The 16,710-nt window shown below is 40.1% G+C and carries 16 protein-coding genes and 1 pseudogene; 5 read left to right on the top strand and 12 right to left on the bottom strand.

Annotated elements, in window-relative coordinates; translation table 11 throughout:
* Positions 1–13: 13 nt before the first annotated feature.
* Positions 14–634, bottom strand: coding sequence for a DUF47 domain-containing protein (locus tag LBYS11_RS08625; protein ID WP_004229078.1), 621 nt, complete (start codon positions 632–634; stop codon positions 14–16).
* Positions 635–1,024: 390 nt separating this feature from the next.
* On the opposite strand from LBYS11_RS08625, the gene LBYS11_RS08620 reads away from it, so the two are divergent.
* The 3 genes from LBYS11_RS08620 (at position 1,025) to LBYS11_RS08610 (ending at position 4,294) form a co-directional block, all read left to right on the top strand.
* Positions 1,025–1,789 carry a sulfite exporter TauE/SafE family protein gene (locus tag LBYS11_RS08620; RefSeq protein ID WP_103117867.1) on the top strand — a complete coding sequence of 255 codons (765 nt, stop codon included), beginning with the start codon at positions 1,025–1,027 and terminating at the stop codon, positions 1,787–1,789.
* Positions 1,790–1,890: 101 nt separating this feature from the next.
* Positions 1,891–3,267, top strand: coding sequence for a Na+/H+ antiporter NhaC (gene nhaC, locus LBYS11_RS08615; RefSeq protein ID WP_103117866.1), 1,377 nt, complete (start codon positions 1,891–1,893; stop codon positions 3,265–3,267).
* A gap of 262 nt (positions 3,268–3,529) precedes the next feature.
* Positions 3,530–4,294 carry a class I SAM-dependent methyltransferase gene (locus LBYS11_RS08610; RefSeq protein WP_103117865.1) on the top strand — a complete coding sequence of 255 codons (765 nt, stop codon included), beginning with the start codon at positions 3,530–3,532 and terminating at the stop codon, positions 4,292–4,294.
* Positions 4,295–4,338: 44 nt separating this feature from the next.
* On the opposite strand, the gene LBYS11_RS08605 is transcribed toward LBYS11_RS08610, so the two are convergent.
* From LBYS11_RS08605 to LBYS11_RS08595, 3 genes are all read right to left on the bottom strand, one after another.
* Positions 4,339–4,659: a YnfA family protein gene (locus LBYS11_RS08605; RefSeq protein ID WP_004229297.1), complete on the bottom strand. Its 321-nt coding sequence runs from the start codon at positions 4,657–4,659 to the stop codon at positions 4,339–4,341.
* Between the two features lie 41 nt (positions 4,660–4,700).
* Positions 4,701–5,423: an urease accessory protein UreH domain-containing protein gene (locus tag LBYS11_RS08600; protein ID WP_103117864.1), complete on the bottom strand. Its 723-nt coding sequence runs from the start codon at positions 5,421–5,423 to the stop codon at positions 4,701–4,703.
* Positions 5,424–5,499: 76 nt separating this feature from the next.
* Positions 5,500–6,354, bottom strand: coding sequence for a LysR family transcriptional regulator (locus LBYS11_RS08595; RefSeq protein ID WP_103117863.1), 855 nt, complete (start codon positions 6,352–6,354; stop codon positions 5,500–5,502).
* 111 nt (positions 6,355–6,465) lie between these two features.
* On the opposite strand from LBYS11_RS08595, the gene LBYS11_RS08590 reads away from it, so the two are divergent.
* Positions 6,466–7,233, top strand: coding sequence for a sporulation protein (locus LBYS11_RS08590; protein WP_054550900.1), 768 nt, complete (start codon positions 6,466–6,468; stop codon positions 7,231–7,233).
* 71 nt (positions 7,234–7,304) lie between these two features.
* On the top strand, positions 7,305–7,970 hold the full coding sequence (locus LBYS11_RS08585; protein WP_103119063.1) for an HAD family hydrolase: 666 nt from the start codon (positions 7,305–7,307) through the stop codon (positions 7,968–7,970).
* A 44-nt stretch (positions 7,971–8,014) separates the two neighbouring features.
* On the opposite strand, the pseudogene ptsP reads toward LBYS11_RS08585, so the two are convergent.
* From ptsP to LBYS11_RS08545, 8 genes and pseudogenes are all read right to left on the bottom strand, one after another.
* A pseudogene (gene ptsP, locus LBYS11_RS08580) lies at positions 8,015–9,726 on the bottom strand (phosphoenolpyruvate--protein phosphotransferase).
* Complete coding sequence (locus tag LBYS11_RS08575) at positions 9,723–9,989, bottom strand: HPr family phosphocarrier protein (protein WP_103117862.1); 267 nt, start codon at positions 9,987–9,989, stop codon at positions 9,723–9,725. Before LBYS11_RS08575 ends, ptsP begins: the two are co-directional and overlap by 4 nt.
* Positions 9,986–10,690 carry a glucosamine-6-phosphate deaminase gene (locus LBYS11_RS08570; protein ID WP_103117861.1) on the bottom strand — a complete coding sequence of 235 codons (705 nt, stop codon included), beginning with the start codon at positions 10,688–10,690 and terminating at the stop codon, positions 9,986–9,988. Before LBYS11_RS08570 ends, LBYS11_RS08575 begins: the two co-directional genes overlap by 4 nt.
* 20 nt (positions 10,691–10,710) lie before the next feature.
* Entirely contained in the window at positions 10,711–11,421 is a 711-nt protein-coding gene (locus tag LBYS11_RS08565) for a sugar isomerase domain-containing protein (RefSeq protein ID WP_103117860.1), read from the bottom strand.
* Between the two features lie 66 nt (positions 11,422–11,487).
* Positions 11,488–12,648: an N-acetylglucosamine-6-phosphate deacetylase gene (gene nagA, locus LBYS11_RS08560; protein WP_103117859.1), complete on the bottom strand. Its 1,161-nt coding sequence runs from the start codon at positions 12,646–12,648 to the stop codon at positions 11,488–11,490.
* Between the two features lie 97 nt (positions 12,649–12,745).
* Positions 12,746–14,689 carry an N-acetylglucosamine-specific PTS transporter subunit IIBC gene (nagE, locus tag LBYS11_RS08555; RefSeq protein WP_103117858.1) on the bottom strand — a complete coding sequence of 648 codons (1,944 nt, stop codon included), beginning with the start codon at positions 14,687–14,689 and terminating at the stop codon, positions 12,746–12,748.
* Between the two features lie 178 nt (positions 14,690–14,867).
* On the bottom strand, positions 14,868–15,809 hold the full coding sequence (locus LBYS11_RS08550) for an ABC transporter permease (protein WP_103117857.1): 942 nt from the start codon (positions 15,807–15,809) through the stop codon (positions 14,868–14,870).
* Positions 15,787–16,707, bottom strand: coding sequence for an ABC transporter ATP-binding protein (locus tag LBYS11_RS08545; protein ID WP_009370928.1), 921 nt, complete (start codon positions 16,705–16,707; stop codon positions 15,787–15,789). The genes LBYS11_RS08550 and LBYS11_RS08545 overlap by 23 nt, the downstream gene beginning before the upstream one ends.
* Positions 16,708–16,710 lie beyond the last annotated feature (3 nt).

The raw sequence follows: 16,710 nt of genomic DNA, 5'->3' as shown, positions 1-16,710 counted from the left end.
CGTACACTCCATCTTATGCATTACGCATAATTATTGTTTCAATTGTGTTTGCTACTGTTTGACAGCTGTCCGCAATGTCTTCAAATTGCTCATAAATATCCTTGAAAACAATCAAACGCATTGGGTCTTTTTCTTGGATGAATAATTGCTTCATTGAAGAACGGAAAATTTCATCACATTCACGTTCATTGTCCTTAATTTGAATAGCATGTTTACGCATTTCCACAAGCTTTTTACTATTTAACAGTTCCATGGCTTGTACCATTTCGTCCGTGCTTTTCGCAATATATGTGAGGAATTGACGCATTGGCTCTGTTACTTCTGTTAGGTTGTACATATTGAAGTGCGCAATACAGCCTTCCATTCCATCAATCACATCATCTAATTTATTGGCTAATGCTAAAATATCTTCACGCTCAATTGGCGTCATAAAGGATTTATTCAGCATAACGATTAGCTCATGGATTAATTTATCGCCACTTGTTTCATATTGCTTCATTGTATCTGCAATTTCTTTTAGCGCATCTATATCTTGAATACGGGCATTATGAGCATAATAGATACCCTCATTCACGTTTTTCGCGATTTTTAATAGTGACTGAAAAAATGGATCTTGCTTATTTGAGTTGAACATCCTGTTCCTCCTGTTGAAAAAATATTGTCAATTTCTGAACCATCATAACAAAACATTTACACAATTCTACAAAATTTTAAACACTAAGATGTTGATTTTACAAAACTGTAATATAAAATTTGCCACATTTATTTTTAAGCTATTTCGCAAGTTGTAAACGTTGGAAATCAAATATTAAAAATCACTATTTTTTCTTTAAAAATGACCATTTTTTCTTTTATTTTTATAAAAATACTTGAAATAAACTTTTTTCTGCTTATTTGTTTGTCTTGTGAAATGTTAAGGAATTGTAAACGAAATTTACATGAAAATGCTGGAATTTCATTGTTATTTTTTGACTTCCGCAGTACGCTATGTTAAAACGCAATGAGGAAAGATGGGAGCATATTTATGGATATTGATTTACTTTCACTCACAATATTATTATTACTTGCTTTTATCGCATCTTTTTTAAATGCGATTGTTGGAGGTGGTGGGCTCATCTCCTTACCTGCATTAATGGCTGTTGGTTTACCTCCAAGTACAGCCATTGCCACAAATAAACTGGCCAATACCATTAGTAATGGTACAAGTATGCTAACTTTTTTACGTGCAGGTAAAGTTGATATCAAGAAAATCGGAAAAATCCTCCCCTTTATCTTTGTAGGGTCTTTACTCGGTGCCTTTACTGTCCATCTTGTATCCCCTGCTATTTTAAAACCACTTATGCTTGTTATGCTCGTCCTTGTAGCTGCTTATACAATGTTTAAAAAAGATTGGGGACAGCAATATCAAGAGCGTGTACTTAGTACAGCCAAACATTTAGCCTATATAGGTGCATTTGCGGCTATTGGCTTTTACGATGGCTTTTTTGGACCAGGTACGGGTTCATTTTTTATTTTTATTCTATTAATGATGGGCTATGATTTTCTCCAAGCTGCTGGTAATGCAAAAGCTTTTAATTTCACCTCAAATTTAGCGGCATTAATCATGTTTTTAATTTTAGGAGAAGTTCATTTTCTCTATGGTTTTTCGATGGGCTTTGTCATGATCTTTGGGGCAATCCTTGGATCCAAATTTGCACTGAAGCGTGGAACGAACATGATGCGGGTCATCTTTATTGTCATGACATGTTTATTGATTTTGAAAAATGCCTGGGATTATTTCTTTCATTGAGACCGCCAATTTTCAGTCAATTGACAAAAAATATTAGCGTGCTATAATACTTTTGGGCTTCACCGCATTGAAGCGCAGAAGTATTTATTAGGAGGATTCACATGTTTCGAATAGAAGCAAAGAGTAACCCTCGATTTCTTGAGGCAAGCTTTATCACTATTTTAATTATCGCCATAATGGCTTATAGTATTGGCTATTTAAAGGCTACGCCGCATATCCCGATTTTTCTGGTGATTGCCATTTTACTGGCTTATGGATTACTGAAAAAAGTACCCTTTCGCGATCTTGAGGGTGGTATGATTGCTGGTGCTAGCGCTGGACTTGGCGCCGTTTTTATTTTCTTTTTTATTGGCATTTTAATTTCCAGCTGGATTATGGGTGGAACGATCCCAACCCTTATCTATTATGGCTTTTTAATTGTGTCGCCAAACTTTTTCTTTGCTATCGTGTTTTTAATTTGTAGTATCGTTGGTATTTCAATTGGAAGCTCTCTGACAACTGTCGCAACGGTTGGTGTAGCATTTATGGGCATTGCCGGAGCTATGGATATCTCGCTAACCATTACAGCTGGAGCGATTGTTTCTGGGGCCTTCTTTGGTGATAAAATGTCTCCATTATCCGATACAACCAATCTTGCTTCTGGTACAGTTGGTGTAGACCTTTTTGAGCATATTAAAAATATGGGCTGGACAACCATCCCTGCTTTTCTTATCTCCTTTGTGCTCTATGCTATTATCTCCCCAACAGGAGCTGCTACATCCTTTGAGACAGTGGAGCAATTTAAAGGGGGTTTACTGTCTACAGGACTTATTCATTGGTATACATTATTGCCAATTGTTGTTCTCGTAATCATGACTTTTTACAAGGCACCTGCAGTCATTACATTGGCTGTTGTGTCCATTATTGGAGTAGGTCTTGGCTCTTTACTTGACCCAGTTCCCGCTTCGGATGTCTTCAAAATTCTGTTTGATGGCTATGTCTCTCAAACTGGTAATAAAGAGGTAGATGCCTTGCTCACTCGTGGTGGGATGAATAGTATGCTATTTACAATCGCGCTTGTCTTACTTGCTTTAACAATGGGTGGCCTTTTATTCACACTAGGCATTATTCAAAGCATTTTAGCGAAGGTCGAAAGCTTATTTAAAAGTGCTGGTTCTGTTATTACAGGTGCTGCCATCACAGGCATCGGTGTTAATACATTGATCGGTGAACAGTACTTATCCATTCTATTAACTGGTGAGGCCTTTAAGGCACAATTTGCAAAGGTTGGGCTTGCACCAAAAAACCTTTCACGCGTCATGGAGGATGCAGGTACGGTCGTCAACCCTCTTGTGCCTTGGAGTGTTTGTGGTATTTTTATCACAAGTGTCCTCGGTATTTCCACACTGGATTACCTACCATTCACCTTCTTCTGTTTACTAGGACCAATTCTAACGATCTTGTTTGGCTGGAGTGGCAGAACATTAACAAAGCTTTAACCATAGCAAAAGGTAGCTGAAAACAACATCAGCTACCTTTTTATTTTATTCAAAATTATTGTGGAAACACCATTTCTTACTACCTTGACTATGTGTTGTATAAAATAATTTTAATCCCTTATCGGCTCGGAAATTTGATAGCGTGTAAAGCTAGCTGTTGGAGAGAAAGCTATCATTCCAATTTGGAATCAAAATTCATGATTTTTCGCATTTCTGTTGGATGACCTCCTTTGCTATGCTCTACTAAAGGAGATGAAATAGGATGACAACAAAAACAAAATGGAATGCTCATTTATATGATGAAAAGCATGATTTCGTGTCAAAATTGGGTACAAGCTTAGTCGATCTACTAGCGCCTCAAAAAAATGAATATATTTTAGATGTGGGTTGTGGTACAGGAGATTTGGCTAATGACATATCAGCACTTGGAGCTTCTGTGCTCGGAGTAGATGCGTCGGCTACAATGATTTTAGCTGCTCAGCAAAAATATCCTGCCATTAACTTTCAAACGATGGAAGCTACAGCGATGCACTTTTCTCAGCAATTTGATGTCGTTTTCTCCAATGCCGCACTTCATTGGATGAAGGAACCTGATGTAGTTATCGAAAATGTCTATGGTGCACTGAAGAACGGTGGACGCTTTGTTGCTGAAATGGGTGGACAAGGCAATATTGCATCTATCATTTGGGCTCTGCAAAAAAGTATGGAATCTTTACAATTTCCCTATATCGACCACTATTTCCCTTGGTATTTTCCAAGCGTCGAGGAATATCAATCAAAATTAGAAAAGGCAGGCTTTCAGGTCGAGAATATCACACTCTATAAACGCCCTACACCACTTCAAGGGCAGGATGGGCTTCGCAACTGGTTGGTCATGTTTAGTGAAAATCTTCTACAGCACTTAAAGGCTGATGAGAAAGAGCAGGTTTATGTGACATGTGAGGAATTATTAAAGCCAACTTGTTTCCAACAGAATGAATGGGTCATTGATTATTATCGTCTGCGCTTTATTGCTCGTAAAAAATAGATTACAAAAGGTTACTATTCTGTTGTAGTAACCTTTTTTCAATGCTAAGAGCGAGGCAGCAATATTACAATGACGCCTATTAAGCATATCCCTGCGCCAATAAAGTCTAAATGATCGGGCTTTTTGCCATCAATGCCCCACCCCCATAAAATAGACAACACGATGAATACCCCACCATAGGCTGCATAAACTCTGCCAAAGGTAGGGAAGGACTGGAATGTTGCAACAACGCCGTACAGAGCAAGTGCAATACCACCAATAATGCCCCAATAAAAAGGTTTACCCTCTCGTAACCAAAGCCAAATTAAATAGCCCCCACCTATTTCACCAATTCCCGCAAGAATAAATAATAATATAGCGATCATATTGTATCTCTCTTTCTCATTTTCACTCTATTATACATGTCCTACATACTCCAATATGTAATGGTGTCCGTTATTCCGATTAAAATTAATAGGATACCTGCTGTTAGTTGAATAGCTCTTCCCATCTTCATACTTTTTCGTAGGATAATACGCTTGGCATCAAAGACATAGATCAACAGAAGCATGATGATGAGCGGTACAGCGGTCGCTACGCCAAAAATACTAGGTAGAAGCAGCCCATAGGAAGTGCTCGCCACAAGGGGCATTAACCATACAAAAAATAGAACAAACATAGTGGGACAAAAGGCAATAGAAAAACTAGCGCCCATTAAGAACGAGCCAAATTTCCCCTCTTTTACTACAGGCGGCAGCAGCGATGTTAAACGTTGTAGAAAGGTTAATTTGAATAAACCGATTAGCACCAGCCCTGTTAGCAGCATCATCGGCCCAATAGCCTGACGAAAGATTGGAAAATAAACGGTCATCTTTGTTTCAAATGATTGTCCAAAAAGCCAAGCACAAAAGCCAAGCACACTAAAAACAACCACTTTCCCCACTATAAAAAACATAATTTCTTGACAATTACTGCTCTTTTGAAGTGTTCGATTGCCGTAAAATGTAATGGCACTCATATTACCTGTTAACTGACATGGAGCAAAGGCGCCTATCAAGCCAAGAAGAATGGCCATCATCAGGGCAGAATGCTCATAGCCCTGTAGAAATTGCGTAAGCGGTTCACTAATAAACTGACTAATGGTGGACATCTAAACACCCTCTATCTATTATTTATACTAAAATAGTATAAAGGTACATTATGAATAAACAGTGCAGAAAACGGCTTTACCCATACACGCTATTACACGCTACTAAAAAATCATCATAATCAGCCGAGACATACTTTGTAAGCAAGTAAGTATCCGATACAATGTGAGAAAATTCTTTTACTGAATAGCTATGTAGAAGATTTTGCTGACAATCTGGTTCAATTACACTCTTAGGCAGCAAGGCAATACCAAGACCATGCTTGACGAAATGCTTGATTACCTCTGTTTGATTAATATGCATTGTTTGATGGCTAGTAAATTGCTGTAGCACCTGTTGTACTTCCTGCCAATAGGGCGCATATTCATGTGTGAAAAGCGTTTCCTGCTGTAAAAGGGTGAATGCATCATATTCCTTTTTAGCAATAGGAGCAATTAAATGCAATGGTTCCTGTGCGAGCATTACCGTGTGAAGCTCACGAGTTGAGGTTAATTTGGATAAGCCCATATCGATTACACCAGTAAATACCGCTTCCCCAATTTCATTGGATTTTAAAAGTTCTATCACTACCTGAGTAGAGGGCTTTCGATGCTGGAATGCTGTAATAATAGCTGGTAATGTTGAATTCGCTATTTGCGGAGCAACGCCAATCGTAAGCTTAGCGGTGTAGCCTTTTACGAAGGAATCCATTTGTTGTAGCCCTTCATCTAAAGCGGACAGGATTTTTTGTGCCTGCAGACGAAAATAAGCACCCTGCTGATTTAACGTCACCTGTTTGCTCTGTCGATTAAATAATGGGGTTTGCAATGCCCTTTCTAAATGTTGGATATGCTTCGTTACGGTCGATTGTGTAATAAATCGTTTTTCAGCTGTTTCTCGAAAGTTTTCAGTTTGTGCTGCCACTATAAATGTGCGTAGCCACTCTGTCTCCATCGCCATCCCTCTTTCGTTTTCAACTAGTATAACGAAAAATTTGTAAGTCTTGAAACCTTTTTTCAACATAAGCGTATGTATAGCTAACGATGTCAGTAGGAGGAATGAAAGATGTCTTTTTTTCATAAAGCATTAGCAAGTATTGGTATAGGTTCAGCGACAGTGGATACAAGATTGGAGAAGGATACTTATCGTGCTGGAGAGGTCATGCAGGGTGAAATCATTGTGCGTGGCGGTCAAGTTGAGCAACAGGTCGACACGATTTACCTATCCGTCAATACGACCTATATCCGTGAGTCGAATGATCACAAACATACAGAGGTTGCCGCACTGCAGAAGGTCAAAGTAACAGAGCCTTTCACACTGGGCGCCGGCGAGGAAAAAATCTTCCCTATTTCATTAACATTGCCATTTGAAACACCGATTAGTGCAGGTAAAACACAGGTATGGATTCAAACGGGCCTTGATATTAAAAATGCGGTCGATCCGAGTGATAAGGATTATATTCGTGTCGAGCCAACAGCACTAGCAGGTCATATATTAGATGCAATTCGTGGATTAGGTTTCCGTTTACGTGAAGCTGAATGTGAACAAGCTCCTTCACGCTTCCGCGGCTACTATCCATTTGTCCAGGAATTTGAATTTGTACCCACTGGACAATATAGAGGCCATTTAGATGAGCTTGAATTAGTTTTCCTTTCTCAATCCAACCATTCTGCAGAGATTTTCATGCAAATTGATCGCAAAGTAAAAGGCATTGGTAGCTTTTTTGCTGAAGCATTAGATATGGATGAAAGCTATGTTCGCACAACGGTTACGATGCATGACCTACCGACACTGCAAGCAAAGCTTCAGCAAATCATTTCAAAACATGCCTAATGAACTAAAAAGTAGTTGAAGCCTAACTTCAGCTACTTTTTTTATGATCAAATAGGAGGGTGAAAAGGATGATGATGAAAGCGGCATTATTTGATTTAGACGGAACATTATTAAATAGAGATGCATCTGTCGAACTCTTCATTAAGCAGCAATATGAGCGATTAAAGGGAGTACTAGGTTTCATTCCAAAAGAACAATATATAGCTCGTTTTATCCAATTAGATAAGCGGGGCTACGTTTGGAAGGACCATGTCTACCAGCAATTGGTAGAAGAATTTCACCTTGTTCATATTACGTGGGAAGAACTTCTTCAAGATTACCTAAACGAATTTAAATATAGCTGTGTCCCTTTTCCTAACCTTATCCCTATGCTAGAACAATTGAAAAGGGATCAGTTGGCTTTAGGCATGATTACGAATGGCTATGGGCATTTTCAGATGGACAATATAAAGGCATTAGCAATTGAACATTATTTTGATGTCATTTTAGTTTCGGAATGGGCAGGAATGAAAAAACCCGATCCCCAACTGTTTTTAAATGCCATCGAAAAGCTGAATGTCCTTCCTCATGAATGTGTTTTTATCGGCGACCATCCTGTGAATGATGTCAAAGGTGCTCAACATGTGGGAATGAAGGGCATTTGGAAAAAAGATAAACAATGGCAACATGTTCAAGCGGATGCCATCGTGGAGGATTTATTAGAAATACCGATATTCATTGACTCTTTCAGCCAATAATAAATAACCCATCTACTTGTTGGTAGATGGGTTTTTGTTTTATCCTATTTCACAGCTTGCTTTACTTTTTCCAGCACTTCTTCAGCTGTCGCTAGCTGTAATGCCTCTGTTGCTAAAGTCTGCATCTCTGGGACAGATAATTGCTTTAGCAAGGCCCTCGTTTTTAAAATAGACGTAGCACTCATCGAGAACTCATCTAAGCCTAAGCCTAGCAATAGTGGAACAGCATGCTCATCGCCAGCCATTTCTCCACACATTCCTACCCATTTTTGTTCTTGATGGGCAGCTTTAATGACCATTTGAATTAAACGTAATATGGCTGGGTTATATGGTTGATATAAATAGGAAACTTTTTCATTCATCCGATCTGCCGCCATTGTATATTGAATTAAATCATTTGTCCCGATGGAGAAGAAATCCACTTCTTTGGCAAAATATCTGCCATTACGGCTGTCGAGGGAATTTCAACCATCATCCCGACCTCGATGGAAGAGCCTACTGCAATCCCTCCAGCTATCAGCTTTTCCTTTTCCTCAAGCAAAATGGCTTTAGCCGCACGGAATTCTTGAATGGTCGCTATCATAGGGAACATAATTTTTAAGTTTCCGTAGACAGATGCTCGCAGTAGTGCTCGCAATTGTGTGCGGAATAACTCCTGCTGGTCAAGACATAGACGAATGGCACGGTGACCAAGGAATGGATTCATTTCTTCTTGCAAAGGTAAATATGGCAGGTGCTTGTCGCCACCAATATCGAGTGTTCGAATAACAACTGGCTTGCCCTTCATTCCTTCCAAGACTGTTTTATACGCTGTAAATTGTTCTTCCTCAGAGGGTAAATTTTCTCTGCCCATATATAAAAACTCTGTTCGATATAAGCCAATTCCCTCTGCTCCATGACGCAATACACCATCCAAATCATTTGGCGATCCAATATTAGCCGCTAGCTCAACATGCACGCCATCTTTAGAAACGGTATGCTCATTCACTAAAGTAGACCATTCCGCCTGCTGTACCCGATATTTTTGTGCCTTTTCCTGATAGTCTGCAATCACATCGGCACTTGGATTCACTAGGACTTGACCCGTCAAACCGTCAACAATTATAGTATCGCCATCCTGAATTGTTGTCGTAGCAACCCCTGCTCCTACGACTGCTGGGATTTCTAAGCTACGAGCCATGATGGCTGAATGGGATGTACGCCCACCAATATCGGTAATAAAACCGAGAACATAGTTGCGATCTAATTGGGCTGTCTCTGAAGGTGTCAAATCATTCGCTACGATAATTACCTGTTCGTTAATATTGCTTGGATTTGGAATATGTACTCCGAGTAAATGTGCTAATATGCGATTTGTCACATCTTTAATATCTGATGCACGGGCACTCATGTATTCGTCATCCATACCTTCAAATAATGCCACAAACATAGAGGTTACTTCATGCAATGCATACTCCGCATTTACCGCTTCGTCTGCAATTTTTTGATTGATAGGCCCAATTAATTCGGGATCATGAACCACTAATAAATGTGCCTCAAAAATTGCGGCTTCTTCTGCACTAAATTTTTCTAATGTTTGCTGTCCAATGACAATCAGTTCTTGCTCTGCTTTGGCAAGAGCGGCTGCTAAACGTTTCTGCTCTGCCTCGATATCATGAACAGTTGTTTTAGCGAATGTTAAATCTGGTTGGACGAAACGATATGCTTTCGCAATGGCAATGCCGTCTGAAGCGGCAATACCAGTGAGTCGTGTCATTGTGCAAGCCCCATTTCCGTGATGAGTGTCGTTAGTGCTGCTAATGCTTGCTCTTCGTCTTCCCCCTCTACAACAAGTGTAAATTGTGAACCTTGCTTTAAGGCTAATCCCATCACACCTAAGATTGATTTCAAGTTAGCTGCTTTTTCTTCTGTACGTATTTCTATAGATGAAGTAAATGGTGTTGCTTTTGCCACAAGTTGGCTCGCTGGTCGTGCATGAATACCTAAAGGATCGACTACTGTAAATTGTTGTGTTTTCATAATTTATTCTCCTCTTCTTGTAAGTCTGTTAAAACCATCACATTTGGATGTTTCGATAAAGCAGTTGCAGGTACGTCTTCTGTATAATCAGATGCCAGTAAACGCTCTAACACCTCACGCTTAGCTTCTCCCACTGCGAGTAACAAAATGCATTTTGCCCGCATAATCGATTGAATACCCATCGTGTATGCCTGTGTTGGCACTTCATCAATGGATGAAAAGAAACGCGCGTTAGCTTGACGAGTAGATTCTTCGAGTGTTACAAGATGTGTTAAAGAAGCAAATGACGTACCAGGCTCATTGAAGCCGATATGACCATTTTGACCGATACCAAGCAGTTGGAAATCTAAGGGATATTGTTGCAGTAATCCTTCATAGCGAGCTGTTTCCACTAAAGGATCTACTGCTAATCCATCTGGTAAATACGATGCTAAAAATGGTTTTTGGTTAAATAAATGTTTGTTCATATAATAGGCGTAGCTTTGCTGATGAGTTGCCTCAAGACCAACATACTCATCCAAATTAAAGCTAATACAATGTGAAAAATCAATATCTGTTTTACAGATTTTAGCATATAGTGGTTCCATTGTTCCACCAGTAGCTAACCCGAACGTTGTGGCGCCATTATTTTTGGCTTCCACGATGGTCGCTACTGCATGTGAATATAAATCATCCATTGAGGAAAATCTTTTTACTTTCACCACATATCCTCCTTTGTATCCTAGAAATGAATACGCTGACCATACTGATCAATGAGCGCATCGTTATTAGTTTCCCCTAAATTACTGCTACCAAACACTGGTACACTAGTGCCCTGTGCATGCATAAGCTCAATGATTTGAGCGAATAAAGCATTTAATAAAGTCGCACCTAACACCGTTGATACAGGGGCATATTGCAATTGGTCAACGGTTAACACACCATCACCTAATGGCACATGCGTATTCAATACTTCATCTACTACTTGCTCTAAACGCTTGCCTGACGGATGGCGCGACGGCTGGTGCTGATATTCCAGTGATTGGAGTGAAATAGTCAAAGCGCCCGCTTCCTTTGCATAGATAGCCATATCAATGGGCACTGGATTATTGGCAGAGGTTGAAATGATGATACAAACATCTTGGTCATCAAATTGCAGCTGATCCTTATAGGTGGCTAAAAAAGCCTGTTTTTTTTCATTTTGTGAGGATTGCCGTGCACCCTGATGTAGCATTAACGATTCTATGTGTATAGGTTTGACAGGCACTAAGCCACCTGCTCTATAGTAACATTCCTGTGCTAATAGCATGGAATGACCAGAGCCAAAGAGCTGGATAATGCCTCCCTTTGTGAGACGTTTAACAATTTGCTTTGCAATATGCATAAGTTGGTTGCTTTCCTGCTGTGCCACCATTGTTAAATATCGATTTACTTGTTGAAAATAGGTATTCATGTTCTATCACCTTTTCATTTCCATCGTTTCATGCAAGATGTTTGTATACCTGCTGCATATTAGTAACTATTGTCCACTTGAATTTGCATCATATAAGACCTTGCCCGCCTTAATCGTTTGGTGGAGCTTTAAATGTTCATCTAAAATCACTGCATCCGCATCAAAGCCTTGTATAAGCTGACCCTTATTACCTAGCTTCAATTGTTCGGCAGCATTAAAGCTGGACATTTTGACAAGCTCCTCCAGCGTACAATTCGTAATGTGATGCATATTCCGTACAGCCTGATCCATTTTTAAAATACTGCCTGCTAACGATCCATTTGACAAATGGGCACCAGCTTCTGTCACATGAACTGTTTGACCGCCTAAATCATATGCTCCGTAGGGCATTCCCTTTGCGCGCATCGCATCTGTAATTAAAATAAGCCCGTCTGCTCCCTTTAAGCGATAGGCCATTTCCACCGCGCCTTCATGCATATGGATAAAATCAACAATCAGTTCTGCCTTAATCGCATCTAGCAGCAGGACACCGCCAACTACACCTGGATCTCGATGGTGGAATGGACGCATCTGGTTGTATAAGTGTGTCCCCTGAGTGGCACCTAATTGAGCCGCTTGTTGCATTTGCTCAAAGGTAGCATCCGAATGACCAATTGAAACAATGACACCGCTAGCAGAAATACTTTGCACAGCTGCCATGCCATTCGGTTCTTCTGGTGCTAGCGTAATTTGCTTAATTTTATGGCCACTTAGTTGCTGCCATTTTGTCCATATATCTAAATCTAGCTCGACAATATATTCAAGAGGCTGTGCCCCTGCTCGCTGCTTTGAAACAAATGGCCCTTCGATATGAATACCTAGTACCTCTGCTTCATCTGGCTGTGGCTGGAACTGTGCTACATTTTCAATAGCTCGTTCAATGTTGTCATAGCTTTGTGTCATCGTTGTAGCTAAAAAGCTTGTCGTTCCTTCTTTTAAAAGGGATTGAGCCATCGTATGAAGCCCTTCATCAGAAGCATCCATCGTATCCATTTGAGCGGATCCATGAATGTGCATATCAATAAATCCTGGCAATAAAAATTTCCCTGAACCATCAAGCTGTTCTACATCGTGGATATCAAGCTGAGGAGCAATTTGCGCAATTTTACCATCCTTCATCCATACATCTACCTGTTCATCTCGTCCATTGCCATTCACTACTGTGATATTTCGAATGAGTAAACTCAAGAAAAACATCTCCTTCTTGAACAAGGGCTGTCGAAAGGGCATCCGTGTGCAATAGCTCATTGCCTCTGTATACCTTCGCTAACAGCCCCATTAGTTGTTACTTCTTCATTGTAATAATATTCGTTGAGCCTGCTCGTTGATAGCCAGTCTTTTCAAGTGTAATCTCTTGCCCCATTAAGCTTGTAAAGACAACTGGTGTGATGACAGAAGGTACTTGCCCTTCAATCTGTACAAGGTCTGCTTTTAATAACGTATCCCCACGCTTAACTTTTTGACCATCTGTAACGAAAAGTTCAAAACCATCACCATTTAGTTTGACCGTATCTAAGCCTACATGAATTAATACTTCAATGCCCGTATCAGATTTTAAGCCAATTGCATGCTTTGTTGGGAACACCATCACTACTTGACCATCAAATGGTGCATAGACTGCTCCATCTGTCGGACGTATCCCGAAACCTGGTCCCATCAAGCCTGCTGAAAATGCCTCATCAGGCACTTCTGTTAAAGGCAATAAATCACCCGTCATTGGCATTTCGAAATCACGGAATGTCATCGTGTCATTCTTCACCGTTTCTTCCATGACAGGCTGAGCTGATGGAAGTCCTACATTGGCTGGTGCTGGATTGCCTTTTTTCAAACGTTCTTTTATGGCTTCAGCTAAAAACTCCACAGATGTCCCAATGATTACTTGGACATTGGTTTTACTAATACGCATAACTCCTCTTGCACCTGTTTGCTTCAATGTTTTTTCATCGACGCTAGCAGAATCCTGTACTAATAATCGTAGGCGAGTTGTACAATAATCCACTTGCTTAATATTGTCTTTTCCACCTAATGCTTCAATTGTATAATATGCACGTAAATCGACATCATCAGCAATAGCATTTACTTCGCCATCTTCATCCTCATCGTCTTCACGTCCTGGTGTTTTTAAGTCTAATTTTTTGATTAAGAAATAGAATACCACAAAGTAAATCGCCCCAAAGCCTAAACCTAAAGGTAATAAGAGCCATGGTTTATCTGCCAGACCAAGGTTGAGTAAGTAGTCAATTAAGCCTGCAGAGAACCCAAAGCCGTCACGGAATCCAACGAGATAGGCCACCGCCAATGAAATACCTGTTAATACAGCATGAATACCATAAAGAACTGGTGATAAGAACATAAAGGAAAATTCAATAGGCTCTGTAACACCCGTTAAAAAGGCTGTTAAAGCGATGGAAACGAACATCCCTCCAACGATTGGACGCTTTTCTTTTTTCGCCGCAAAATACATTGCTAGACAGGCTGCTGGTAAGCCAAACATCATGATCGGGAAGAAACCAGATTGGAAATGTCCAGCTGTCGTGTCTCCTGCTAGGAAGCGGTTGATATCCCCTTTCACGATTTCGCCTGCAGCATTTGTAAATTCACCGAAATCAAACCAAATAATTGTATTGATTACATGGTGGAGACCCACTGGAATTAATAGACGGTTGAAGAAGCCATACATCCCTACGCCGAGTGATCCTGCACCGATCATCCAATTACCGACAGCATCAATACCACCTTGAATTGGTCCCCAAACAATTGCTAATATACTACCTAAAATTGCCATGGTGATGGACGTAATAATCGGTACAAAGCGCCGTCCACCGAAGAATGATAACCATTCTGGAAATTTTACATTATAATATTTGTTATATAATAAGCCTGCCGTAATACCGGCAATAATACCACCAAACACACCCATATTTAATTCTTCGTTAACAGTCCCTAAAACGGCGACTAAAACAAGATGCGCAATCGCACCTGCTAGAGCTGCGCCACCACTGCTATCATGTGCAAACCCCATCGCAATACCGATAGCAAAAATAATTGGTAAATTCCCTAGTATAGCATTACCAGAAGCGGCCATAATACTAGCAATGTACTGGATGGCTTCATTCGGTACGGCCCCAAGCATATCCGCTGAACCTAAACGCAATAGTAATGCTGCTGCTGGTAATGTTGCGATTGGAAACATGAGCGACTTACCGATTTTTTGTAAGAAAGCAAACATTCATTATCCCCCTTTGGTATAGTTGTCTAGACCACTTTAGTAAAAAAAAAGCGTTTTCACTAAGTTGCTATTATTATAGGCGCAATTCAAAAAAAAATAAATACTTTTTTAATATTTCGTGATGTTAAACAAAAAAACCGCACCCTAATCCAAAATTAGGGCACAGTTCTTCTTTAGCTTATGCCGTGACATCACGTTTCATAAAGGTTGAATAACTAATGACAAGGAAAACTACTGCGTATATAGCAAGTACTGTTAATGAGAAGGGTAACGTCACATCAGCAATCATGGAGCCACCACCATGCTCATACTGTGTTAAATCAGAATGTGTGAGCCAAATATATTTGACGATGTCGTATCGGCTTAAGAACATAACTATCATGCCGCCTGTAAAAGAAAGGAACATCGTTAAACCGATTGCTAATGAGCTTGAACGGAATACTGAGCCAATCAAAAAGGCAAATAATGTAGACATCACAAAATCGCCACCAGATAATAGGTAATGATAGGCTAAATCGCTCCATACAGCCTTTTCAACGACCTGTCCATTGACCATTTCTAATTCCACACCTGTTCCCATGCCGAACAAGACTAAGCCGATAAGGGCACTTACCACAACATTGACCACATACAATAACAAACCAAAAAGGAATGTTGTCAGTAATTTAGACGTTAACACTTTTGCACGGGACATTGGGCGCGTTAAGAGCATTTTAATCGTCCCTGCTGAAAATTCGCTCGATACAATACTAGCTGCGGTAATGACTGTAAATAAAGTAACAAGCGTAAGCATACCGCTTGTAAAGGACATAAAGCTTGCAAGACTACTATCTTTTTGACTTGGTGCATCATTCGCTAAACGATATTCAGAAATAGCCATCTGCTCTTGAAAGTATGCCTTATCTTCCTCCGTTAAATCTTCACCTGCTAGCGTCTCTTTATAAGATTGAATGGCATCCTGCTCTATGTCCTGCCAAGAGCCTTCCGTCGGGGATTTTACTTCATAATATTTGGTGATTCCAGCAGGAACAAGAATGACAAGAATCAGCATGGCCACCATTGCCCATGTTCCTTTTTTATGCCATAATTTCATCCACTCATTTTGAATTAGCTTCAGCAATTTGTCCGCCTCCAGTCATTTCTAAGAATTGATCCTCTAATGTTTTTTGATGTGGCTGTACAGCAAATAATTGAATACCCGCTTGGACTAGTTGTGTAGTCATAGCTGGGACATCCTCTTTCTTCATTTCCACCACATAGCCTTGATTCTCTGCTACAAAGTTAAAGTCACACTGTTCCAGATAAGCAGACACCTGCTCTTTTGGCTGTGCCTCCACATAATAAAATGATGAGCTTTCATTGTGAATATCGCGCAGATCAATTAGCTGCCCATTTTGAATCACGGCCACTCGATCACACATCAATTCAATTTCTGATAATAAGTGACTTGAGACAAAGACGGATACGCCCTCTTCTGAAGCAATCTTACGTAGGTACATACGAAACTCACGAATACCAGCAGGGTCTAAGCCATTCGTCGGTTCATCTAAAATCAAAAATTTCGGTCTGTGCAATAACGCCTGGGCTAATCCTAGTCGTTGTCTCATACCAAGTGAATACGTAGAGACCTTTTCATGTATACGATTTTCGAGCCCAACCTGTTGAATGACCTCCTGAATTCGTTCCTTTGTTACATTTTTATGCATACGTGCAAAATGTAGTAAATTTTTATAGCCTGACATAAATTTATACATTTCTGGATTTTCAACAATCACACCAACCTTACTAATGGCTTCCTCGTAATGCTCCTTCAGTGAAAGCCCGTCGATGATGACATTGCCCTCTGTTGGATGCATAAGCCCTGTCATCATTCGGATTGTTGTTGTTTTCCCCGCTCCATTCGGTCCTAAGAATCCTGTAATTTGGCCTGGATATAAATCAATGTTTAACTGTTGAATTAATTGCTTGCCTCGAATAGTTTTCGATAAATTTTGCAATTGTACAATCGGTTCTGTCATATT

This window comes from Lysinibacillus sp. YS11 (assembly GCF_002896375.1).
GTDB classification, from domain to species: Bacteria; Bacillota; Bacilli; order Bacillales_A; family Planococcaceae; genus Lysinibacillus; species Lysinibacillus capsici.
Note: the sequence above shows the minus strand (reverse complement) of the source record. Positions and strands in the feature narration are given on the sequence as shown.